Origin of the sequence: Streptomyces sp. NBC_00341 (genome assembly GCF_041435055.1) — a bacterium.
Classification (GTDB): domain Bacteria; phylum Actinomycetota; class Actinomycetes; order Streptomycetales; family Streptomycetaceae; genus Streptomyces.
In genome coordinates this window covers 5,101,542-5,123,628 of sequence record NZ_CP108002.1, presented here as the reverse complement: position 1 = coordinate 5,123,628, position 22,087 = coordinate 5,101,542, and the positions used below count along the sequence as shown (strand labels likewise).

The window sequence follows — 22,087 nt, the reverse complement described above, 5'->3', positions numbered from 1 at the left end:
TCACGTGTGGGGGGAGCACAGCAGTGGAGCTGCGTCTGTGGGTCGATGGAGCCGATCCGGTCGAGGAACTGGAGGACCTGGACGACTGGCTGAGCCAGGAATCCGAACTCCGGGGGCGGGTGAAACCGGCTCCGGCGATCCCGGCGGCGGGTGAGCTCGGCGGACTCCCCGAGGTCCTCATCGCGACGCTGGGCGCGGGCGGGGTGGCCAGCGCGCTGGCCACCTCCCTGGGCGCGTACCTGTCGCAGCCGCGGCGCCGGGCCGTACGCATCAAGATGAAAGGGCCGCAGGGCCAGGAAGTGGAACTGGACGCGCAGTCCGTCGACGACGCCGAGCGTCTCCTGAAGATCGCCCTGGGGCAGGCGGAGGAACGCCGGTGAGCGGTCGCGGTATCGACCCGGCGCGCTCCCGCATCGTCCTTCTCGGCTCTGCCGCGTACGAGGACGAGCAACTGGCGGACGTGCCGCAGATCACGGCCAATCTGCGCGACCTGGCGGCCGTCCTCACCGATCCGGGCCTCGGCGGGTTCCCCGCCGAGGTCTGCGTCACCGTCCCGCCCGGGGCGACCGGCCGGGAGATCGGCCAGGTGCTGCACCGGGCAGCCGATGAGGCCGAGGACCTGCTGCTGTTCTACTTCGCCGGTCATGGAATTCCGCTCGGCCGCTCCCACGAGCTCTATCTCGCCCTCCACGACACCGCCATGGACGCCGTGGAGTACAGCGCGCTGCGGTTCGACACCGTGCGCGGGACGTTCCTCGGCAGCAGGGCCAGGAACCGCGTGATCATCCTCGACAGCTGCTTCAGCGGGCGCGCCATCGGCACCACCCTGAGCGCCGGTCAGCAGGAGGTCCTCGGGCAGCTCGACATCCGGGGCACGTACACCCTCGCCTCGGCCCCGCCCAACAGCACGGCGTTGGTCCTCCCCGACGAGGCGCACACCGCGTTCACCGGGCGCCTCCTGGCCCTCCTGCGCGAAGGGGCCCCGCACACCGGCCCGTTGATCACCATGCAGGACATCTACCGGACCCTGTGGAGCCGGTTCACGGCGGAACGGCTGCCGCTGCCGCAGCAGCGGGGCACCGAGAACGCCGACCAGCTCGGACTCGTCCTCAACCGCACGGCGGCCACCGGCGAGCCCCCCACCGGCCGGGACCTCCCTCCGCTCCCGCCTCTCCCCCCTCACCCGCCGGACCCCAGCGCCGAATCCCTGGCCCGCCGGTACGAACAGGCCGTCGAGCTCCACGCGGACGGCCGCGCCGACGAAGCGACCGCCGTGTACAAAGAGGTGGCCGAGGCGCGCGCCCGTGTGCTGGGACCCGACCATCCCGACACTCTCGTCGCCCTCGACGACCTCGCCGCCGCCTACGGTGACGCGGGGCGTGCCCAGGAGGCGCTGCGCCTGGGGGAGCGGGTGGCCGAGGCGCGTACCCGCGTCCTGGGGCCGGAGCATCCGCACACCCTCGAAACCCTCGACAACCTCGCCGCCTCCTACGATGACGTGGGACGAACCCAGGAGGCGCTGCGCCTGCGGGAGTGGCTGGCCGAGGCGCGTACGCGTGTGCTGGGGCCCGACCATCCCGACACTCTCGAAATGCTCGACATCATCGCCGCCTCCTACGGTGCGATGGGGCGTCTGTTCGATGCGGCAGAGCTGGAAGAGCGGGGGATCCAGGCACGTACCCGCGTCCTGGGGCCCGAGAATCCCGACACCCTCGCAAGCGTCCACAACCACGCCATCACCTACAGCCTCCTGGGACTGCACAAGGAGGCGGCCGCCATGCGGGAGCGGGTGGCCCAAGCACGTACCCGCGTCCTGGGAGCCGAGAATCCCGACACCCTCGCGACCTTCCACGACCTCGCCGCTTCCTACAGCTCCTTGGGACGAGACCGGCAGGCGGTCGACCTGGAGGAGTGGGTGGCGGCGGCGCGCTCCCGTGTGCTGGGGCCGGAAGACCCCGACACCCTGGAAACCCTGCACGATCTGGCCGACTTCTACAGCCGTGTGGGCCGCGATCAGGATGCGGTGGCTCTGGGCGAGCGGGTGGTAGAGGCGCGCACCCGTTTGCTGGGGCCGGAGGACCCCGAAACCCTCGAAGCCCTCGACCTGCTGGCCGACTTCTACAGCGCCCTGGGACGCGACCGGGAGGCGCAGGCCACGGAGAAACGGGCGGCGGACGCCCGCGCACGCGTCGGGACGAGCTGACTGACGGAGACATGCGCGGGCACGGGTGACGCCGGGAGCGGTACCTGGACGACAGGACGCCGTGTCACACCACGGCGAGCCGCTCCACCAGCAGCTCCACCCGCTGCTCGGTCTCCTCCGGCAGCAGCCGCCCCGACCGGGTCAGGGTCGCCACCCCGTGCAGGGACGCCCAGAACACCTCGGTGAACAGGGCCGGGTGGACGCCGTCCCCGGCGACCGAGCCGAGGCTCTCCAACAGCGCGGCGAAGGCGTCCTTGAGGGGTGCCGGGGTGTCCTCCTGTGCGTACGGGAGACCGCCGTCGAGCTGGAAGATGGCGTCGTAGACCGCCGGGTTGCGGGCGGCGAAGTCGAGGTAGGCGCGGGCCAGGGCGTACACCCGCTCGCGCGGGCCGTCCGCGGCGGCGGTCGCGGCGCGCACCGCCGCGGCCATCTCCGCGGCGCCCTCAAGGGCGACGGCGCCGATGATCTCCCGTTTGCCGCGGAAGTGGCTGTAGAGAACGGGCTGGCTGTACTCGATGCGCTCGGAGAGCCGACGGGTGGTGACCGCGTCCCAGCCCTGCTTCTCGGCGAGTTCACGGGCCGTCGCCACGATGAGGCGCTCGCGTTCCGCCCGTTCGCGCTGCTTGCGTTCCTTTACCGACATGACTCGATCCTATCACCGCTAGACAATCAAGCGGCAGTAGCGCTAGCGTTGGGCCCATCACCTAGCGCCGCTAGGAAATGAGAAGGGTCGCCATGATCAACGCACTTGAGGTCGTCACCACCGTCTCCTTCGGGCTGATGGTGGGGGTGGAGTTCTCCGTCGCCTTCGTCATGAACCGGATCTTCAACGCGCTCCCCGAGGACAGCGACCAGCTGGCCCGCGCCCACGGGGGCCGGATGCTCGGCGCCGTCATGCCGGTCTGGTACATCAGCTCGGTCGTCCTCGTCGCGATCCGGGTCGTCGCCGGATGGCACCACCCCGGCACCGGCCTCGCCGTCATCGCCGGCGCGCTGCTGATCGTGAGCGTGCTCATGTCGATCCTGCTGCTCGTCCCGATCAACAACCGGGGCAAGACCTGGACCCCCGAGAACCGGCCCGCCGACTGGAAGGAGCAGAGCAACCGCTGGGACCGCTTCCACTACGTCCGCGTCACCGTCCTCATCGCCGCCCTCACCCTGCTCGTCACCTCCCTGGTCTGAGCCCGCCAAGGGCGGGGAAGCCCCGACCCCGCCCCACCTGGCGATACCGTCCACCGGCCGGATCCGGTGTCTCACCGGACGGACGCATTCGGTAGCCGCCGTGCGGAGCCGCTACCCTCCGAGTCGTGGCCGATATCGAGATTCCCGCTGACATCAAGCCCGCAGACGGACGCTTCGGCGCCGGTCCTTCAAAGGTGCGGACGGAGGCGCTCGACGCGCTGGCCGCTACCGGAACATCGCTCCTCGGCACGTCCCACCGCCAGGCCCCGGTGAAGAACCTGGTCGGCGCGGTACGGGACGGAGTGCGCGACCTCTTCTCCCTCCCCGAGGGGTACGAGGTGATCCTCGGCAACGGCGGCTCCACCGCCTTCTGGGACATCGCGACGCACGGTCTGATCGAGTCGAAGTCCCAGCACCTCAACTTCGGTGAGTTCTCCTCGAAGTTCGCGAAGGCCGCCAAGCTCGCCCCGTGGCTCGCCGACCCGACCGTCATCGCCTCCGACCCGGGCACCCACCCGGATCCGAAGGCCGAGGCGGGCGTCGACGTGTACGCCCTCACCCACAACGAGACCTCGACCGGTGTCGCCGCGCCCATCAAGCGCGTCACGGGCGCCGACGCGGGCTCCCTGGTCCTGGTGGACGCCACCTCCGGCGCGGGCGGCCTGCCGGTCGACGTGACCGAGACGGACGTCTACTACTTCGCTCCGCAGAAGTCCTTCGCCTCCGACGGCGGCCTCTGGATCGGGATCTTCTCCCCGGCGGCCCTGGAGCGCGCGGCCCGTATCCACGCGTCCGGCCGGCACGTCCCGGAGTTCTTCTCGCTGCCGACCGCGATCGACAACTCCCTGAAGAACCAGACGTACAACACCCCGGCCCTGGCCACGCTGTTCCTCCTGAACGAGCAGCTGACCTGGATGAACACCCAGGGCGGCCTGGACTTCACGACCGGCCGCACGGCCGCCTCCTCCGGCCACCTGTACGGCTGGGCCGAGGAGTCCAAGTACGCCACCCCGTTCGTCACGGACCCGGCCAAGCGCTCGCAGGTCATCGGCACGATCGACTTCGCGGACGAGATCGACGCCACCGCCGTCGCCAAGGCCCTGCGCGCCAACGGCATCGTCGACACGGAGCCGTACCGCAAGCTGGGCCGCAACCAGCTGCGCGTGGCGATGTTCCCGGCGATCGACCCGTCGGACGTCCAGGCACTGACGGCGTGCATCGACTACGTCATCGAGAAGCTGTAGCTCCACCGCTGACACCTCCGGAACGGCCCTGCACACGTGACCACGTGCGCGGGGCCGTTTCTGCTTCACTCGGCGGGGTGAAGCGGGGCGTGCGGGCCGCGAACGGGCTCACAGTCCTACGATGATGTTTCTCGACACCAGCCCTTTCAGGAGGCCCTCAATGTCTGCAGCAGCAGTCGAGCACCCCTGTGACGGTGAGCCGGAGCGGCCGAAGCGGCAGGAGCGCAAGGAGCCCGAATCGCTGCTCGACAGCGCCGAGCGGCTCTCGGAGCAGCTTCCGGGTCACCGCGTCGAGATCATCGGAGGCGTCATCACCGTGGCCCCATCGCCGGACGGCGCGCACGGCCGCGCCCTGACCAAACTCATGCGCCCTTTGATCGAAGCCGGACTCGACGACGGGGAGTCAGCGGTCATCCAGGGAGTCGGCGTCTGGCTGCCCGGCGGCCCCTCCGACTACGCCATCCCGGACCTCGCGGTCGTGGACGCCGATTTCGACAAGGGCGAGGCCAGGAACAACTGCTACGACCCCGGTGCCTTCCGCCTCGTCCTTGAGGTCACCTCCGGCAACTACCAGAACGACCTGCGGAACAAGGTCGTGGCGTACGCCGCCGCCAAGATCCCCGTCTACGTCATCCTGGACCGCAGGCACGGCCGCGTCCACGTCCTCACGGAACCCTTCACCGGTGGGTACGACAACCACCAGGTGTACGCGCCCGGCCACAAGGTCACGCTCCCCGGCTCGATCGGCGCCGAGGTCACACTCGACGTCGCCGCCCTGGTGGCAGCGGGCCGCCCCCGCCCGAAGCCGGAGCCGTCACCGGAGCCCTCCGCCGAGCCGGGGACCGAGCAGTCGCCCGAGCCGTCCGAGAGCTGAACTCATCGACGGATCAACGGGCGACCACGCGCGCCCGGTCCCGTCCGGAGCCTGAGGACGCCCCCTCATCGCGCGTCCAGCCTCCACCGCACCTCGCCGTCCTCCCACTCCCCGGTCCGCGCCAGCCCCGCAGAGGCGGCCACCGCCTCCGACGCCGCGTGGTCCGGGTGGATGTGGGCGACGACCGTGCGCACCGCTCCCCCGTCCAGCAGGTGCGCCACCAGGCCGGCCGCCGCCTCCTTGGCGTAGCCCCGGCCCTGGCACCCGGTCCCGATCACCCAGGCGATCTCCGCGCGCGCACCGGTCACGTCCACCGTCGCCTGCACATAGCCCGCCAGGCAGTCGTCACCGCGCACGCGGAGCACCCAGTTCCACCACCGCTCGGCCGGGTCCGGGGAGCCTGCGGTCTGCCGTGCGTAGCGGGACCGCAGCGCTTCCGCGTCCTGCGGGGCGCCACCCGTGAAGGTGTGCAGGGCCGGGTCGGCGAGCACGGCCGCCATCTCGTCCGCGTGGTCCACCCGCAGCGGCAGGGCGTCCAGGCGGGGCGTGGAGAAGGGCGTCGGCCCGTTGTTCGTCGTCATCAGCGGATGATCATATCGCGGGCCCGGTCAGCGGTCCGGGTGCGGCCGGGAAACGCGCGTTCGCCGGTCCGCCCGGGGATGACACGGCGGCGGGCCTGCGGATCATGGAAGGTATGGACACGATTGCCGAGCTCAAGCCGTTCGTGAAGCAGTACGCCGTCCTGCTCAGCACCCGGCGGCAGGACGGTACGCACGTCGACACTCCGGTCAACATCGCCGTCGAGGGCGATCACGCGTACATCCGTACGTTCTCCTCCGCCTGGAAGGTGGAGCGGATGCGCAACCACCCCACCGTGCTCGTCGGCCCGTGCACGGTACGCGGCAGCCCGACCGGTCCGCAGATCACCGCCCACGCGCGGCTCCTCCAGGCGGGCTCGAAGGAGAACACGCACGCCGCCCGGATGCTGTCGCGCAAGCACCCGATCGTGCAGGGCGTGCTCGTCCCGCTCGCGCACCGGATCAAGCGCGACCGGACCCTGCACTACGAGCTCCGCCCGCTGGAGGCGTAGGGCCCGTCCCGCGGATCAGCTCTTGCGGCGGCGCCGGCCCAGGAACAGCAGCAGCCCGATCCCGGCGAGCACGGCGACCCCGGTCAGCGTGGTGCCCTTCACCGGCACGCCGTCGCCGCCCCCGTCACCGCCCGCACCGGCCGACGAGGGGGACTTCACCCCGGTACGGCCCGACTCGCCGCCGTTCTTCAGGTCCACCCGCACCACATCGCTCTGCTCACCCTCGGAGCCGTACATCAGTGCCGAACCGTCGGCCGTGTACGTGACCGACTCGGCCTGACCCAGCAGCGGCGACTCGACCGAATAGTCCTTGCCGAGCCTGCCGTTCGCGAACACGTAGCCGCGCGCGCTGAAGTACGAGCGCAGCACCAGCTCCTTCCCGTCCGGCGAGAACGCCCCGTCCGTCACCCACGGCACCTCGCCGACCCGCCGGAAGATGTTGTCCGAACCGGCCGTGAGCTTCGCCGGGCCCTCGTAGAGCCCGCCGCCGCCCTCCTTCTTCGAGGCGATGTACACCCGCCCGGTCTTCGGGTGGACCATCAGGGCCTCCGCGTTGCGCGGCCCGTCCGCGTACTTCACGTCGAACTGCGTCGCGCGGACCGTCGCGTCCCGCAGCACCTTCGGCTCGGGGAAGCGGTAGATCCAGACGTGGTCCCAGCTGCCGTTGAGGTTGTCCCCGATGTCACCGACGTACAGATTCCCGTCCGGTCCGAGCGAGATCGCCTCCACGTCGCGCGGCTCACCGACGCCCTTCATGGTGATCGTCGCGACGGTCTTCCCGGTCCGGGAGTCGACGGCGTAGACGTACGGCCCGTCGTCGCTGTCGTTGTGCGTCCAGTAGATCCCCGGATGGGCGCGGCTGGCGGCCAGTCCGCTGGACTCGGTGATCCTCGGGTCCTTGATCGTGAAGCTGCGGTCGGCCCCGCCGCCGTCGGCCACGGCGGGCACCGCCGCCGCGAGGGAAAGGAGCGCGGCGGCGCCGAAGGCAGTCAGTCGATACGAGCGCATGGCACAAGTGTCCATCGTCACGTCGCAGGCCGAAGCCATGATCGGCCATGATGACGCCATGCGTTTCATGTTCGTCGGCGATTCCATGACCATCGGGCGCGCCGGCGACTTCACCTGGCGCTACCGCATGTGGCAGCACCTCGAAGCCTCCTTCGACGCCCCGTACGCGATCGTCGGCCCCCGCACCGAGCTGTACGACACCGGCACGGGCACCCCGGTCTCCCACGCGTACGGCGCCCCCGCCTTCCCCGCCGGGGCCCGCGCGCACCTGGCCGGCTGGGGCGAGGGCTGGCTGCACATGGCCCCGGTGATCGCGGACACGGTCACCGCACACCGCGCGGACATCCTGCTCGTCTCGCTCGGCCTGATAGACCTCGGTTTCTACACGGACAGCGAGCAGACCGCCCGCAACGCCCGCGCCTTCCTCACCGCGGCCCGCACCGCGAACCCGCACATCAGGTGCGTGCTGCTGCCCGTCATACCGAACATCCGGGCCGAGTCCGACGCCCCCTTCGCCGCCGAGTGCGCCCGCTTCAACGAACTCCTCGCCAAGGCCGTGGCCGACCTCGACGAGCCGTCGTCCCCGCTCCTGCTGGCCTCCCGGCCGCCGGGGTACGACATCCACGCGGACACCTACGACGGCACGCATCCCGGCCCGTCCGGCGAGCACCGGCTCGCGGCCGCCTACGCCGACGCGATGCACCAGGCGTGGGGGCTGGGCGGGGTCTACCGGGGAATCGCTGCGGCACCCGTGCCCTCGCAGCTGGGCGGTGCCGCCCAGCCCGACCGGGCCAGGACGACCGCTCAGGCCGCTCGTCCATAGAGGCCGCCCAACGGCATCGCACGAGCTCATCACCCGGCGATTCCGATTTCCCCTCCCCGTCCATGCCACGCGGAAGCCGCCGTGCCACGCGGAAGCCGCCCATCCGGTTCATCTCCGTCCGCCTCAGGGTTTCTCCGATTTTTCGGGGCAGGTGGGTCTTTGTAAATCCTCACGGATCCTTTAGGGAAAGGGCCAGTTGATGAAGGCGCAGAAGGCTTTAGTCGCGGCGGTCTCCGTATGCCTGGGTGTCACGGTGCTCGCGGGGTGCGGAAATGACTCGGACAAGGGCTCGGACAAGAATGCGGGCAAGGGTTCGGAGAAAGCGTTCGACGGGAAGAGTGCGGACGAGATCGCGGCGGACGCGGTGAAGGCGACGCGCGATGCGCCGTCGGTCCGGGTCAAGGGCAATGTCCGGCAGCCGGGCGGCAACGAGATCCGCGTCGACTTCCAGGTGGACGATCAGGACCGCTGTACGGGCACGATGACCGGCCAGGGCGCCAAGGCCGACGTGATCCAGGTGGGCCAGGCAGCGTATGTGCGGGGCGACGAGAAGTTCTGGCAGAACGCGCTGAAGGGGCAGCCCGGCGCGGAGAAGACGATCCCCAAGGTCCAGGGCAAGTGGGTGAAGTCCCAGCCCGGGCAGGCCGGCATCGAGGGAATGTGCGACAAGCAGGCATTCCTCGCGTCGATGGACAGCGACAAGTCCGAACGAAAAGGCATGACCAAGGGCGACACCGGCGAAGTCGACGGAATGAAGGCGGTGGCCCTGGAGAAGAAGCAGCCGGGGGGCGAGAAGATCACCACATACGTCGCCGCCGAGGGAAAGCCCTACATCCTGAAGTCGGTCACAGAGGGCGGAAAACAGCCGGGAGAGGTCACTCTCACCGACTACGGAAAGAAGGTCGACGCCAAGACGCCGCCCGCCGACCAGACAGTCGACCCCAAGGTCTCGAAGTCCTAGACGTGGCGCAGCCGTGCGCCGGGGGCTGTCGCCCTCGGCCTCACGCGCTCACGCGCGCGCGCCATCGGCACCGCCGCCGCTCCCCCTGGGCTTCGCCCGTACGTGCATCCGCTCCCCCTGCGGTCCGAACAGGCTGAGGAACTCCACCGGTTCCGGCCCGACGTTCCCCCACCAGTGCGGGGTACGCGTGTCGAACTCCGCCACCTCGCCCGCCTTCAGCACCAGGTCGTGCTCGCCCAGCACCAGCCGCAGCCGTCCCGAGAGCACGTACAGCCACTCGTACCCCTCGTGCACCCGCTGCTCGACCGGCCCGGGCGGGCCCGTCAGTCCGGGCATGACCTGCTTGTAGGCGTTCACCCCGCCGATGTGCCGGGTCAGCGGCACGAACGTCATGCCGTGCCGGTTGAACGGGCGGAACGTGACCCTCGGATCACCGGTGTCCGGCGCTCCGACGAGCTCGTCCAGCTGCACCCCGTACGCCTTCGCCAACGGAAGCAGCAGCTCCAGGGTCGGCTTGCGGCCGCCGGACTCCAGCCTCGACAGCGTGCTGAGCGAGATCCCGGTGGTCTCGCTCAGCTGGGCCAGCGTCGTGCCGCGCTCCGTCCGCAGGGCGCGCAGCCGGGGCCCGACGCCCGTCAGGACGGACGAGAACTCGTCGTCATCCGCCGCGCCGTCCGCCGTTCCGCCGTCTCCCACGCCGTGGTGCTCGTGTGCTGCCATTCCTCCATGATGCCTCCGCTTGCCGATCCGGCAACCGGCTTTGTCAGGCGGTCCGGTCAGGCAGAGGCGCCGGGAGCGGCGCCAGGCCCATCATGGCCAGCGACATCCGGGTCAGCTCGCTGGTCAGCCAGTCCCGGGGCACCTGGCGCGGGCGGCGTCCGTGGTGGGCGAGGAGCTCGTCCACGGAGTGCGTCAGCACCTGCACGACGACCGTGAGATCACCGTCCGTCCCATGGCCCCGCTCTGCGGCCCGCTCGGCCTCGCGGGTCAGGAACTCGACCCAGACCGACCGCCACATCGCGAGGTGTTCGTCCATCGCCCGGCTCACCCCGAGCACCTCGACGAACGCCACCCTCGCCGCCTGCGGGTCCCGGGTGACGACCCGCACATAGGCGTCGAAGAGCCTGCGGATCCGTTCCTGCGTCGAACAGGTCTCGATGCCCTCGGACGCGAGCTCCAGCTCGGTCGCACGCATCCCGCCGATCGCCACCTCGTCGTACAGGTCGAAGAGCAGCGCCTCACGTGATTCGAACTCGCGGTAAAAATCACGCAGTTGTACGTGCGCCGCGACGCAGAGATCCTCGACAGAGGTACGGGCGTACCCGTACACGGCGAACAAGGTCCGTCCGGCCGCCATCAGTTGCTCACGGCACCGCACCGGGTCCCTCGTCGCCCGAACTCCGTCCCATCGGTCAACCATGGCGTCCACCACCGGTCCTCCTCAGTCCGTCCAGGCCCCTGGGCCCACTCTCCCCGTTCCACCGCGCCAGCGGTGGAACCGCCACACCAGCAAACGGCCGTACACCTCAGCCGGCACCGCCGGACGCGTCCTGCGCGAGGACGGCCGCGACCCGCTCCCGCCAGGGCAACGGTTCGGGCGCCTCGAAGTCATCGCCCTGAACGGGCTCGTAGGCGGGCCACTTGGCCACGTGCGCCCGCCACGCGGCGTCCTGGGCGCACGGCGGGCAGACCGTCTCGTCGCCCTTGGGCCGGAACATGTGCTCGTGCCTCGACCCCTCGCAGGGGACGGGCGGCCGGGCCGGGGACGGTACGGAGACGGGTGCGGCGGCCTGCGCGCACACCGGCTCCGGAAGCTTCTGCAGCAGCCGGTACCGCAGGAACCCCACGGCCGACCGCACCCCGCCCGCAGGCAACTCGCTGACCAGCGCCAGCCGCAGCTCCGCCGCCTTCACCCCGCGCCGCAGCCAGTCGGCAGCCGCCTCGGCCAGGCCCCGGGCCTCACGGACCCCCAGGTGGAGCTGGGGGTTGGCATGCCGCAGGGAGAGCAGTACGCCTTCGGCCTCGACGACCTCGGCGTCGCGCGCCGGGGCGGCTGCTTCGGTATCGGGTTCGCTCGCAGGTTCGCTCTTCACGGACATGACCGAATCCCGAACCGCTTCGGAGGGTGGGTGGGTTGAGTTCTTCTCACGTTCTTCGTCCACCGGTAGGTAACCACCGGCCGACCGAGTACCCGGATAACCGACCGCCGGATAGTGACCACTCGGTCCCACCTGCGGTGATTCCGTTCTCGCGTCCCGGAACCTGCGGGCCTCCTCGTCGGAGAGCGACACGTTGCTGACGAGTTGATCGGTCACCCACAGCCCTCCGTCGTTCTGCCGCCGCCACTCGTGCACGAACCCGTCTTCCTTGAGCTGTGCCTTGGCCTTCTGGTACGCACGCCCCTTGATCCCGATCCACTTGGCGTGATCGCTCAACGCCCGCTCGGCCCGCCCCGGGGGCAGCCCCTGCACGTAGGTGATCAAGACCTTCGCATCGCTGCCGAGGCGCGGATGCCGGATGACGTCATGGGACGCCTTCACATAGCCGTAGGACGGCGGGATAGCATGAAAAAGCATTCTCGGTGGGCCTCTAGACCATCGCGGGTGAAGGCCCTCGGACAGGTGTTGGTAGCACCACCGGGGGCCGCCCCATGCGCGGATGCGCACGGAGCGTAATGACGCGGTCACGTTACCTCACAATTCTCCGCCTCCACCACACCGTTGAGCAGCTCGAACAGCAGTTCCGTATCCACGAACGGGACTTCGGCGGTGGGCAGCGAACGCCAGTCCAGCGGATACGTCAGCCCCTCCAGCGCGGGCACCCCGACGAACGCCGCCCCCTCCCGCACCAACGCCTCGGACCCGACGGGCCACCGGTGGCTGCGAGCAGTGCCGGGCGGCAGCAGAAAGAACATGCTCCGCTCCCCGATCCGAGACCTGATGATGGGCCCCGCCTGAAATCCGGTGAACTGCATGATCTCGTACGCCACTTGCTCACCCAGGTAGCCGACGATCCGTACGGCGTCGAAGTAGATCCCGGCATGGCGCAGGGCGTGCCCGCTCGCGGGAATCCAGGCGGGCATCAGGTCAGGTGAAGTTTTCGGTTCCATACGGAAAGCGTCGGCGCCCGCACGTACGGTGACCAGGGACACAAGGCGTCTGTGCACTGCTGTGCACTTTGGGGGTGGGCTGTGCACACCAGTAGTGGCGGGGGCAGCAACGCGGAGATGTTCGGCGCACTGTTGCGGCACTACCGCGAGCGGGCTGGGCTCTCTCAGGAGGGGTTAGGGCTGAGGATCGGCTTCTCCAAGTCGCAGGTGGCGATGGTGGAGCGCGGGGAGCGCCCGCCGAAAGGGGACTTCACACTGCAGGCCGACGCTGCGCTCGGTGCGGAAGGCGCCCTGACAGCCGCAGCCGTCAAGCTCACGTTCAGCCACCTGGCTTCCTGGTTCGAGCCGTTCGCCGAGGAAGAGCTCAAGGCCAGGACAAGGTACGAGTACGAGACTCATGTCATGCCGGGCATGCTGCAAACAGAGGCCTATGCCCGCGCCATCTTCAACGGTGGCTACCCAACCCTCGACGATGAAGAGATCGAAGGCCGGATCGCGGCCCGTATGGCACGTCAGCAACTCCTGACCCGCGTCCCGCCGCCCGACATCAGCTTCATCCTGGAACTCAGCGTGCTCACGCGCCCCATTGGAGGGCGGGAGGTGCACCGAAAGCAGGTTCAACACATCCTCGACATCAGCCGACTGCGCCACGTGCACCTGCAAGTGATGTCGCCTCAGCGAGAATCCCATGCTGGTCTGAGTGGTTCCTTCGTCCTGCTGGAAACCGACGCCCGACGTCGGCTGGCCTACCTGGAAGTCCAGGGCACCAACTACCTGGTTCGGGAAGAACCGCAGCTCGGTACGCTGTTCGGTCGATATGGCATTCTGCGGACACAGGCGCTCAACGCCGAAGAGTCCCAGCAGCTGATCGAACAGGTATTAGAGGATCTATGAACAGCAAACTCGACTGGGTTCGGAGCAGCTACAGCGGCTCGGAGAGCGGCAACTGCATAGAGGTGGCTACTACCTCCCACGGCGTTCACGTACGCGATTCCAAGGATCTGACCATCCCGTCCCTCCGCATCTCCCCCGCCGCCTGGTCGGACTTCCTCAAGTACACGGAGGCATAGCGCAATGTCCTGGTTCGACGATCTGCCCGAGGTCATCACACGGGCCGACTTCGGCGCCCTGGTGGGGCGGCCGCCGCGCAATATCGAACTCATGGCGTCCAGGGGGCTGGCCGCTGATCCGGTGGCCCGCAATCGCAACAAGTTCGTCTGGGCGGAGGAAGCCGCGCTCGACTGGTTCCGTTCCCTCCAGGAGCACGCGGTGGTCGTGCCCGCGAGCAAGCAGGCCATGGACGATCTCGCCGCGTACAGCGCGTACGTATGCCCGCTGGACAGCAAGCACGTCGGGCTGGCCCGCCCCAAGATGCTCGTGATGTACCGGCCGGGCGGTACGGGTCTGGTCTTCGGTGTCGATGCGGTGGAGACCGTCAACCAGGAGATCGACGGGACGCGGACCGCGTCCGCGCAGACGCGTCAGATCCTGCGGAACGGCGAGCCCCTGGACGGGGGCGCCTTCCCCCGGCCGTGGACCGTCTTCCGCATCAAGGAAGCCGGCACGATCGGCAAGGTCACACCGGCGGTCCATCAAGGCCGCTATCTGCGCATCGACGACGTCCTGGACGCGTTGACGACCGACCACCTCTCGCTGCCCACGCTCGACGAGGCGTTCCCCGCCCGCAAGTAGGCGGCTGTCACTGGGCTCCGCCCTGGCCCGCACTGCCGAGGGGGCCGATCTTCACGGGGGTGGAACCGTTCTCCGAGATGGGGAGCGAGGCGGCGCCGGGCCACTGGACGGCAGCCGTCTTCGTCTCGTTCGGCGGAGTCACCAGCAGGCCGGTGATCCGGATACCGGAGCCGCCCGTGTCGTTGGCCGGGTAGTTGATGGGGAAGAACGTGGACTCCCCGGTCTTGAGGGTGAAGGAGACGGGCTCCTGCCCGGTGCGCGTCGCGGACAGCGGGCCCGCGTTGGTCTTCAGGTCGACGCCCGCGTACCCGGACATCGCGCACTCCGCGCCGGTGTTCTTCATCGCGACCACGACGGTGAGGTCGGGATCGCCGTCGATGGTGTTGTCCGTTGCGGTGATCTTCAGCCCGTCGGTACGGCACTTGGCGACCTTGCCGCTGTCGCTGGAGCCGGAGCCGGAGCCGGACCCGGAGTCGGAGACGGAGGCCGTGTTCTGCCCGCGGGTACCGCTCCCCGAGGCCGTGTCCGTGTCCTTCCCGCCGCTCCGGTCGCTGCCCTGGTCGCCGCCCGTGGCCGTGTCCGTGTGACCTGCCGGGGCGGCGGACGTGGAGCCCTGCGCGGCGTCCGCGTCACCGTCCTGGCACGCGGTCATCAGCATGGCGCCGCCGACGAGGACGGCGGAGACGAGGAAGGCCTTGCGGCGGTTGCCGTACATGAGGTGCCCCTTTGGTGATCGGTCTTCGAAGCCGAAGCGGTTTCGGCTCCTCGGTACTTGCTTGATCACTAGGACGAGGCCGTGGAACGAGGGGTTACCGGTGTGGTCGTTCCACAACACCGCTGTCACGGACCGGTGACACGGTCACCGGGGGCGATGGCCCGATCCCCGGTTCAGGCCCTTGCGCGTGCCGGTACTTCCCGGGCGAGGACGACCGCGACGGCACCGAGGAGGGTGCCGGTGATCCGGCGTTGCCAGGCGGCCCATCGCGGACGGCTCTTGAGCAGTCCGGCGACCGATCCGGCCGCGAGCACGATCAGACCGTTCACCGTGACCCCCACCGCGATCTGTATCGCGCCCAGAGTGAACCCCTGGGCCGTGGTGTGGCCGCGTTCGGGGTCGATGAACTGCGGGATGAGCGCGAGGTACAGGATGGCGACCTTCGGGTTGAGCAGGTTGGTGACCAGGCCCATCCGCAGCAGCTTCCCGTGCGAGTCGCGCTGGAGGCCGCGCGGCTCGAACAGGCCTCGGCCGCCCGGCTTGAGCGTCTGCCAGGCGAGGTAGGCGAGGTAGGCCGCGCCTGCGGCCTTGAATCCGATGTACAGCCACGGGACGGCGACGAAGACCACCGCCAGGCCAAGGTTGGCCAAGGTCATGTACACCAGGAAGCCCAACGCGGTGCCGATGAGGGAGACAAGACCGGCCGTGCGGCCCTGGCTGATGCTCCGGGACACCAGGTACACCATGTTCGGGCCCGGCGTCAGCGCCATTCCCAGTTCGACCAGGGCCATTCCGCCGGCTGCCGCCGCTGAGATCATCACATCGGCCACCATGCCAGATGCGACGCGGCCCCTGCACTCCGCAGACTCCGCCCGGCGGCGGCAGTGCAGGAGTTCAGCCTCGGTAGCCGAGGGGCGGCCCCGTGAGACCGCCCCTCAAGTGCTCCGTGGTCACTGCACTCCGACCGTTTCGCGAAACTCGCAGGTCGGACAGCACATGCTCGTGGTGTGCTAGGAGATGGTGAACGTCTGGCTGTTGCCGCCGTCGTAAGGCCTTTGTTCGAACTGGCTGCCCTGGGTGGCGCCCGCGGTGAGATAGAGCCCGCTGTAGCGGTTGGCGAGGCGGACCCGGTCGTTACCGGCGTCTTCCAGGAGCCACTCGTCGTTGGTGTACGTGCCAGGGGCGTAGGAGTACTGGATGACCTTCGCTCCCGCAGCCCGGGACGCGTCGCTCACGACCAGGTCCTTGCCGCTGTTCTGGTTGACGATGCGCACGTAGCCGTCTCCGAGTGACTTGAACTCGAAGCGCTGGTTCGAACCGTTGCCGCTCGGCCAGCGGATGGCCGGAGCGTGGTCCGCCAGGCTGCCACCGCTGACGTCGATCACGTCGTTGGTCCCGGCGACGGTCACCCGTCGGTAGCCGGTCGGTACCGGCACCACCGGGCAGTCGACGCGGATCGTGGCGGGTGTGCCCTTGGTCGGTCCGTGCTGGCTGGTGGTGACGGGCGTGATGGTGGTGGAGCCTGCGGCCTTGGCCGTCACCTTGCCGTTCTGGTCGACGGTGGCGACGGCCGGATTGCTGCTCGTGTAGGTGACCGAGGGCAGCAGCGGCAGGATCTTGTCGGTGCCGTCAGTGGTGATCTCGTCGGTCGTGACCTGTGCGGGGTCGGTGGAGTCGAGGTCGGCGCGGAGGTTCAGGCCGTTGTCGAAGTTGTTGTCCTTGATGACAGCGCCCGTCGACCCGCGATAGGAGAACAGGGCGGTGGAGTAAGGTGCCGCGCTGGTGGCCGTACGGACGTTGGTGGTGTCACCCGGGGCGACGCAGGTGCTGTCGGCGTGGGCGGTGAAGGCGGTGTTGCGGTCGAGGCGGGAGACGTCGTTGCGCTCGAAGGTGATGCCGCTGACGCTCTTGGCGTCGAGGAGCCGGACGTTGCCGATCCTGAAGTCGTTGTCCTGGATGCGGATGTTGCGGTGCACGGGCGCGGCGGCGTCGAGTACCTGGTTGGTGGGCTCGATGAAGATCACCGGGCTGACGGGGCGCAGGAAGGTGTTGTTGCTGATCAGGACGTCCTGGACGGGGCCCGACTCGTACCACTGGTACGCGTCGGAGGAGATGAAGATGCTGGCCATCTGATTGCCGTCGAACACGTTGTTCTTGATGACGACGGGCTTGCGGGTGGTGACCAGGATGCCGCGGGTGGGGATGTTGACGAAGGTGTTGCCGCTGATGTCGACCGTGGGTGTGTAGGTGGTGTTCTCCACGACGAAGTTCCCGGCGGTGACCGAGTCAGCGATGGCCTGGTCGAAGGTGACCGTCATGGTGGTCAGCGACTTGTCGTGGTCCCGGCCCGTCGGCCCGTCCACCGAGACGACCTTGGCGGTGATGCCGGGGACCGGCGCCATGGTCCGCTTGTCCACGATCTCCACGGTGTTGCCGGGATGGAACTGGGGGAAGCCGGCGGTCTGGGGGTGCTTGTACGCGAGGGTGAGCGTCTTGTCCGTGGGGTGGCCGGTGACCTCGACGTAGGTGCCGTGGATGTTGATCGCGTCGTCGTGGGCGCCGTCGAAGATGTTGTTCCTGATGTTCACCGCACCCTTGACGCCGGACATCTGTACGAAGTCCGCGAAACCTGCCGTGCTGCGCCCAGTGGCGGGGTCGGTGCGGAACTCGTTGCCTTCCAGGGTGATGTTCTCGCTCATCTGGCCGAGGAAGCCGAATCCGTGGAGGTAGCGGGCCTTCAGGCCCTGTACGACGACATCCTTCGACTCCCAGAAGAACGCGGAAGCGGTGTCCCGGGTGTCCTCACGCATCTGATAGACGAGGCCTCGGTCGGCCGGCGCTGCTCCGGTCGAGTAGTCGATGCGCAGTTTGTTGCCGCCGAGGTCCGTCATCGAGGCGACATTCGTGAACAGCGGATTGCCGCCGCGCCAGGTGCGCTTCGCCGCCGGGTCGTGAACCTGTGTGTAGCGCATGCCGTTGACGCCGGACCAATACGGCTCACCGGTCGCGGGGCTCTTCTCCCCCAGCCAGGTCACCTGGTTGTCCGCCACGGTGAAGCCGTTGCCGGGCGGGATGCTCAGCACCCGGTACCCATGGCCGTCCGACACACCCGTCTCGCTGACGGCGGCATCAACGACCTTGGGGGCGGTGACGTCGAAGCTGAAATCGCGGACGGACACGTTCTGGGAGCGGATGGCCGCGAACGTGGTCATCAGTCCGTGGAACTGCAGATGCGAACCGCCGCCGTCGATCGTGACGTCATGCATGTCCTCGACGAGGATACCGATCCGCTTGTCCCGGTATCTCTGGTCGGCACCGACGGTGTTGGAGAGGTACAGCTCCCGCGTCTCGGCCTGCTCCGGATAGATCTGGTAGGTCCCGTGCGGGAACAGCACCCGCACCGGCCCCTTCACAGTCTTCGCCTGCCGCAGCGCCTTCGCCACGGCTGCGGCGCTGTCGTTCTTGCCTGTCGGGTCGGCGCCGAACGTCGTGACATCGACGACCGTCTCGGCGGACCGGGCCTCTGCGGGCAGCGGTGCGGCGAGCAGGACGCCCACGGCCGCTGCCAGGAGCGCCATCCACGCCCGGCTGCGAACGCCCTTCTTGGGCGGAAGTGATCTGGTGGGGGCAGGTACCGGTGGAACGTCGCTGTCCCGCGACACGAAACGGGTCTGCACGAAGATCTCCTATGAAGGTAATAGTCGCGTTCATGACAATATGTGGAGTGCGCAGCCGGTCCGAACGGAGATTCCCTCCTCGCCGATCGGCTTGTTGACGTCGGTAGGGACGGCCGCTGCGCGGGGGCGGGGGGTGCTGGGCATTGCGGCTCCAGAGGGGGCGGATGTTCGCGGGAGCGGATGAAGGGCGAGCCGTACCTGCCTGGCGCGGTGTTCCGCAGGCGCGGTCGGTACCTCGATCAGTCCGGACACTGGCGTCACTCCGACCGTTTCCGGGAGATCTGAAGGCGCGGTGGGTGGCAGTGTGCTGCTGCGGCTCCGAGCCTTCTCTTCGTGGTCCTGGGCGATGATCCTGCGATCGAGGGAGCCTACTGTCAAGATGTTTGCATAATTAATGCCTAGATACGGTGTGGGCGAGACTGAGGCCAACGATTCGCCCCGCCGGCCTTCGGCCAGGGGTGCCGGAAGGGGAGGCCGACCGTGAACCGACCAACACGTAACCTGCACCGCCAGGTTCTCGACATCATCGGCGAGCGCATCGTCACCGGTACGCACGAGCCGGGATCGTCGCTCTACCCGGACCGGATGGAGCAAGAACTCGGCGTCAGCAAGACCGTGCTCCGCGAAGCGCTGCGGGTACTCGCCTCAAAAGGCCTGATCGGCTCCCGGCAGAAACGCGGCACCTTCGTCCGTCCCCGCTCGGACTGGAATCTCCTGGACAGCGATCTACTCCGATGGCAGGGAGCGGGCGCGGTCGACGACACCTTCCTGACGAACCTCGGCGAGGTCCGCTCCATCGTGGAACCCGCCGCCGCGCGACTCGCTGCACGACGCCGCGATGAAGCCGATCTCGTGGCCCTGACCGAGGCATTGGCGCTCATGGCAGAAGCCGGCGGCGACACCCAGGCGTCCGTGGAGGCCGACCTGTCGTTCCACCGAGCCTTGTTGGGGGCGGCGCACAACGAGCTACTGACGTGCATGGAGGTGGTGATCGAGGCCGGGTTGCAGGTCCGCGACCACCTCGTCCACAGCGGCGAGGGGTGTGCGGACCCTGTACCAGCACACCGGGCCGTGCTCGATGCCGTACGCGACCGCGACCCCGAGACGGCCGAGCAGGCCGTGCGCCGGCTGCTCGACCAGGCCGCCGCCGATCTCGACGGCCTGAAGCACGGCACACCCGGTCCACGCCGAGGGGACACCGGATGAAGATCGCGCTCCTGGAGACGCTTCTCGTCGCACCGAGCTCGCCGACCACGGCCTCATAGTCCGCCCGTTCAGTCCAGCCTGATCCGTGCGGCCACCGGCAGATGGTCGCTGCCGGTGGACGGCAGGGTGCGGATCGCGTCGACCGTCGCCGAGCGGGCCATGACCTGATCGATCCGGGCCATGGGCAGGGACGCGGGGAAACTGAAGGCGAACCCGCGCTCGGCCACGTTCAGCCGTGAGGTCAGCGGGGACAGGCCCCGGTCCTCGACCGTGCCGTTGAGGTCTCCCATCAGGACCACCTTCTCGGTCTTCTCGGCGGCCAGGGCGCGGCCCAGCAGCGCGGCGCTCTCGTCCCGCAGGGAGGAGGCCAGTCCGCTCGTCCGGATGCGGACCGAGGGCAGGTGCGCGACGTACGCCGCGACGTCACCGTGCGGGGTGCGGGCGACCGTGCGCAGTCCCCGGTTCCAGCCCGCCTCGATCCCGTCGGGCCTGATGTCCACCAGCCGGGTGCCGGAGAGCGGGTACTTCGACCAGAGCCCGACGGTGCCCCGGACCGCGTGGAACGGGTAGTCCGGGGCGAGGGCCTTCTCGTACTCCGGCAGCGCGGCCGGAACCAGCTCCTCCAGCGCGATGAGATCGGGTCCGGCACCGGCCAGGGTCCGTGCCGTGCCCGCCGGGTCGGCGTTCTCGTCGCTGACGTTGTGCTGCACCACCACCAGACCCCGCGCACCGGCCTGCGCCCCGGGCCCGAGCAGCCCGCCGAAGAGGTACGTCCAGACGGCGACCGGCAGGAGCAGCGCCAGCAGGGCGGTGGCGGAGCGGCGCAGCAGCGCCAGTACGAGCAGGAGGACGACGACCACGCCGAGCCAGGGCAGGAACGCCTCCAGCAGACTCCCCAGGTGTCCGGGGGAGTTGGGCACCGCCCCGTGGAACGCCAGCAGGCCGCCCGTCAGCACCGCGAGCACGGCGAGCACCCGCCCGCGCGCCGGGAGGGGCGGCAGCCGGGATGCTGTCTCCTCCCCCGTCGCCGTCGGCGTCCTGCCGCTGTCCACCCGCTCCACCATGTGTTCCCGTCCGCTCGGTCCTGCCTTTCAGGACGAGCGGACGGCCTCATCAGTTTCAGCGCGCCCGTACAGTGCGGGCATGACGAGCGACGTGGGGACGGGACCGCGCACGGATCGCACCGGCTCCGACCGGTCCGCGAGCGTGCGGGACGCCGCCTCGGACTCCTGGTCCGTCCGGGCGGCCGCCGGACGGCGGCTGGCGGCCGACGCGGAGGTACCCGAAGTGGCCGCCGTTCTGAGCCGGTTGCTGCTGGACGCGCACGACACCTTCGTCACCCAGGAGACGGCGGAAGCGCTGCTCCTGCGCGGGGACGTGCCCGGTCTGCGCCTGGTCCTGGCCGCGCTCGCCACGGCGGACGCTGAAACCGGCGACCAGATCCAATGCGCGATCGTCAACATGTGTGAGCAGTCGCAGGAGGACATCGAGCACCTCGCGGAACTGGCCGCGGCTCTGGTCTCGGACCCGGATGCCGGCGTCAGGGAGGAAGCGCGCGGGCTCCTCGGGGCTGGGCGCTGAACCCGACCCGACACTTGGGCGGCTGGCACGAGGCCGTCAGGACGCCTGTGCGCAGGACGCGTCCTTGATGCGGTTGCGGTAGGCGCGCTGCGCCGCCTGCGAACCGCACGCCGTGCCGCAGTACAGACCGGAGGTGTTGCGGGTCCGGTCGTAGAAGCCCGAGTAGCAGGTGGGGTTCTTGCAGATCTTCATCCGCAGCCAGGCGCCGCGCGCGGCCAGGTCCGCCGCGGCGGCGAGGAGTCCGGCGAACGCGCCGAGTACGCCGGTCTGCGCGGGCACCGGGCGGCAGCCCTGCGCGGTGACCCTGAGGGTGAGCGGATAGCGCTCCGCGATGCGCGCCAGGTACTGCTCGGCCTCCGGCAGCCGGTCCGCGCTGCCCTCGCAGCCGGAGCGGGAGAGGAAGACCGTGCAGAGCGCGGCCCGCAGCTCGTGCGCGGCCACGACGTCGGCCCGGGTCACCGCCGTATCGGCCGCCATCAGCCCTGCCCCGGTCAGCCAGGCGGCGAGGCTCTCGCTGTCGCCCAGCAGTTCCACCGGGCCGCTGCCGTGGGGCGTCGTGTTCACGAATCCGAGGAGCACGGCGGAGCTCTCGCACGGTTCCGAGGGGGCCACGCCCGTGCTCGTACCCCTGGCCGTGCTCGCACTCGTACCCGTGCTCGTGTCCATGGCGGGAAATCTATCTCACGGCGGCGGTGTGCGCCATACCGGGAATTATTTCTTAA

Annotated in this window: 25 protein-coding genes; 13 read left to right on the top strand and 12 right to left on the bottom strand. The window is 69.3% G+C overall.

Annotated features, from left to right (window positions below; genetic code table 11):
- Window positions 1-23 precede the first annotated feature (23 nt).
- Together OG892_RS23085 and OG892_RS23080 are read left to right on the top strand one after the other, a co-directional pair.
- Window positions 24-380, top strand: coding sequence for a hypothetical protein (locus OG892_RS23085; RefSeq protein WP_079193145.1), 357 nt, complete (start codon window positions 24-26; stop codon window positions 378-380).
- Window positions 377-2,203 carry a tetratricopeptide repeat protein gene (locus OG892_RS23080; RefSeq protein ID WP_371630170.1) on the top strand — a complete coding sequence of 609 codons (1,827 nt, stop codon included), beginning with the start codon at window positions 377-379 and terminating at the stop codon, window positions 2,201-2,203. Before OG892_RS23085 ends, OG892_RS23080 begins: the two co-directional genes overlap by 4 nt.
- A 64-nt stretch (window positions 2,204-2,267) precedes the next feature.
- On the opposite strand, the gene OG892_RS23075 is transcribed toward OG892_RS23080, so the two are convergent.
- Window positions 2,268-2,846, bottom strand: coding sequence for a TetR/AcrR family transcriptional regulator (locus tag OG892_RS23075; protein WP_328696012.1), 579 nt, complete (start codon window positions 2,844-2,846; stop codon window positions 2,268-2,270).
- Window positions 2,847-2,938: 92 nt separating this feature from the next.
- Between OG892_RS23075 and OG892_RS23070 the strand changes: the two genes are divergently transcribed.
- From OG892_RS23070 to OG892_RS23060, 3 genes are all read left to right on the top strand, one after another.
- Entirely contained in the window at window positions 2,939-3,385 is a 447-nt protein-coding gene (locus OG892_RS23070; RefSeq protein ID WP_371630169.1) for an anthrone oxygenase family protein, read from the top strand.
- Between the two features lie 125 nt (window positions 3,386-3,510).
- Window positions 3,511-4,629 (top strand): phosphoserine transaminase, encoded by a 1,119-nt coding sequence (gene serC / locus OG892_RS23065; protein WP_073732875.1) that lies wholly within the window; start codon window positions 3,511-3,513, stop codon window positions 4,627-4,629.
- 160 nt (window positions 4,630-4,789) lie between these two features.
- Entirely contained in the window at window positions 4,790-5,503 is a 714-nt protein-coding gene (locus tag OG892_RS23060) for a Uma2 family endonuclease (protein ID WP_371630168.1), read from the top strand.
- A 65-nt stretch (window positions 5,504-5,568) separates the two neighbouring features.
- Here the strand turns inward: OG892_RS23060 and OG892_RS23055 are convergent, their stop codons facing one another.
- A complete protein-coding gene (locus tag OG892_RS23055; RefSeq protein ID WP_371630167.1) occupies window positions 5,569-6,084 on the bottom strand; it encodes a GNAT family N-acetyltransferase in 516 nt (171 codons plus the stop codon).
- Between the two features lie 113 nt (window positions 6,085-6,197).
- On the opposite strand from OG892_RS23055, the gene OG892_RS23050 reads away from it, so the two are divergent.
- A complete protein-coding gene (locus OG892_RS23050; protein WP_073732878.1) occupies window positions 6,198-6,593 on the top strand; it encodes a PPOX class F420-dependent oxidoreductase in 396 nt (131 codons plus the stop codon).
- A gap of 15 nt (window positions 6,594-6,608) precedes the next feature.
- Here OG892_RS23050 and OG892_RS23045 read toward each other — a convergent pair whose 3' ends face one another.
- On the bottom strand, window positions 6,609-7,601 hold the full coding sequence (locus tag OG892_RS23045; RefSeq protein WP_073732879.1) for a hypothetical protein: 993 nt from the start codon (window positions 7,599-7,601) through the stop codon (window positions 6,609-6,611).
- Here OG892_RS23045 and OG892_RS23040 point away from each other — a divergent pair.
- Window positions 7,600-8,424 carry a GDSL-type esterase/lipase family protein gene (locus tag OG892_RS23040; RefSeq protein WP_371630166.1) on the top strand — a complete coding sequence of 275 codons (825 nt, stop codon included), beginning with the start codon at window positions 7,600-7,602 and terminating at the stop codon, window positions 8,422-8,424. The genes OG892_RS23045 and OG892_RS23040 overlap by 2 nt on opposite strands.
- A 199-nt stretch (window positions 8,425-8,623) precedes the next feature.
- Window positions 8,624-9,385: a hypothetical protein gene (locus tag OG892_RS23035; protein ID WP_371630165.1), complete on the top strand. Its 762-nt coding sequence runs from the start codon at window positions 8,624-8,626 to the stop codon at window positions 9,383-9,385.
- A gap of 48 nt (window positions 9,386-9,433) precedes the next feature.
- On the opposite strand, the gene OG892_RS23030 is transcribed toward OG892_RS23035, so the two are convergent.
- The 4 genes from OG892_RS23030 to OG892_RS23015 all read right to left on the bottom strand — a co-directional run bounded on the left by OG892_RS23030 (window position 9,434) and on the right by OG892_RS23015 (window position 12,494).
- The gene (locus tag OG892_RS23030) at window positions 9,434-10,105 is read right to left on the bottom strand and encodes a helix-turn-helix domain-containing protein (RefSeq protein ID WP_371630164.1); all 672 of its coding nucleotides are present in this window, start codon (window positions 10,103-10,105) and stop codon (window positions 9,434-9,436) included.
- Window positions 10,106-10,148: 43 nt separating this feature from the next.
- On the bottom strand, window positions 10,149-10,817 hold the full coding sequence (locus OG892_RS23025) for a TetR/AcrR family transcriptional regulator (protein ID WP_073732882.1): 669 nt from the start codon (window positions 10,815-10,817) through the stop codon (window positions 10,149-10,151).
- Between the two features lie 94 nt (window positions 10,818-10,911).
- Entirely contained in the window at window positions 10,912-11,961 is a 1,050-nt protein-coding gene (locus tag OG892_RS23020) for a hypothetical protein (RefSeq protein ID WP_371630163.1), read from the bottom strand.
- A 107-nt stretch (window positions 11,962-12,068) separates the two neighbouring features.
- The gene (locus OG892_RS23015) at window positions 12,069-12,494 is read right to left on the bottom strand and encodes a hypothetical protein (RefSeq protein WP_328696016.1); all 426 of its coding nucleotides are present in this window, start codon (window positions 12,492-12,494) and stop codon (window positions 12,069-12,071) included.
- Window positions 12,495-12,611: 117 nt separating this feature from the next.
- On the opposite strand from OG892_RS23015, the gene OG892_RS23010 reads away from it, so the two are divergent.
- The 3 genes from OG892_RS23010 to OG892_RS23000 are packed head-to-tail and all read left to right on the top strand — an operon-like array spanning window position 12,612 to window position 14,186.
- The gene (locus tag OG892_RS23010; RefSeq protein WP_371630162.1) at window positions 12,612-13,388 is read left to right on the top strand and encodes a helix-turn-helix domain-containing protein; all 777 of its coding nucleotides are present in this window, start codon (window positions 12,612-12,614) and stop codon (window positions 13,386-13,388) included.
- Window positions 13,385-13,564 carry a DUF397 domain-containing protein gene (locus OG892_RS23005; protein ID WP_371630161.1) on the top strand — a complete coding sequence of 60 codons (180 nt, stop codon included), beginning with the start codon at window positions 13,385-13,387 and terminating at the stop codon, window positions 13,562-13,564. Before OG892_RS23010 ends, OG892_RS23005 begins: the two co-directional genes overlap by 4 nt.
- Window positions 13,565-13,568: 4 nt before the next feature.
- A complete protein-coding gene (locus tag OG892_RS23000) occupies window positions 13,569-14,186 on the top strand; it encodes a hypothetical protein (RefSeq protein ID WP_371630160.1) in 618 nt (205 codons plus the stop codon).
- A gap of 7 nt (window positions 14,187-14,193) precedes the next feature.
- Here OG892_RS23000 and OG892_RS22995 read toward each other — a convergent pair whose 3' ends face one another.
- From OG892_RS22995 to OG892_RS22985, 3 genes are all read right to left on the bottom strand, one after another.
- A complete protein-coding gene (locus OG892_RS22995) occupies window positions 14,194-14,901 on the bottom strand; it encodes a DUF4232 domain-containing protein (RefSeq protein ID WP_371630159.1) in 708 nt (235 codons plus the stop codon).
- Between the two features lie 173 nt (window positions 14,902-15,074).
- Entirely contained in the window at window positions 15,075-15,719 is a 645-nt protein-coding gene (locus OG892_RS22990; protein WP_199884291.1) for a LysE family translocator, read from the bottom strand.
- A gap of 192 nt (window positions 15,720-15,911) precedes the next feature.
- Entirely contained in the window at window positions 15,912-18,479 is a 2,568-nt protein-coding gene (locus tag OG892_RS22985) for an RICIN domain-containing protein (protein WP_371630158.1), read from the bottom strand.
- A gap of 579 nt (window positions 18,480-19,058) precedes the next feature.
- Here OG892_RS22985 and OG892_RS22980 point away from each other — a divergent pair.
- On the top strand, window positions 19,059-19,784 hold the full coding sequence (locus OG892_RS22980; RefSeq protein ID WP_073732890.1) for a FadR/GntR family transcriptional regulator: 726 nt from the start codon (window positions 19,059-19,061) through the stop codon (window positions 19,782-19,784).
- Window positions 19,785-19,852: 68 nt separating this feature from the next.
- On the opposite strand, the gene OG892_RS22975 is transcribed toward OG892_RS22980, so the two are convergent.
- Window positions 19,853-20,848, bottom strand: a complete 996-nt coding sequence (locus OG892_RS22975) for an endonuclease/exonuclease/phosphatase family protein (protein ID WP_371630157.1) — start codon at window positions 20,846-20,848, stop codon at window positions 19,853-19,855.
- A 79-nt stretch (window positions 20,849-20,927) separates the two neighbouring features.
- On the opposite strand from OG892_RS22975, the gene OG892_RS22970 reads away from it, so the two are divergent.
- A complete protein-coding gene (locus OG892_RS22970) occupies window positions 20,928-21,365 on the top strand; it encodes a hypothetical protein (protein ID WP_371630156.1) in 438 nt (145 codons plus the stop codon).
- 36 nt (window positions 21,366-21,401) lie between these two features.
- On the opposite strand, the gene OG892_RS22965 is transcribed toward OG892_RS22970, so the two are convergent.
- The gene (locus tag OG892_RS22965) at window positions 21,402-22,031 is read right to left on the bottom strand and encodes an ABATE domain-containing protein (protein ID WP_371630155.1); all 630 of its coding nucleotides are present in this window, start codon (window positions 22,029-22,031) and stop codon (window positions 21,402-21,404) included.
- Window positions 22,032-22,087 lie beyond the last annotated feature (56 nt).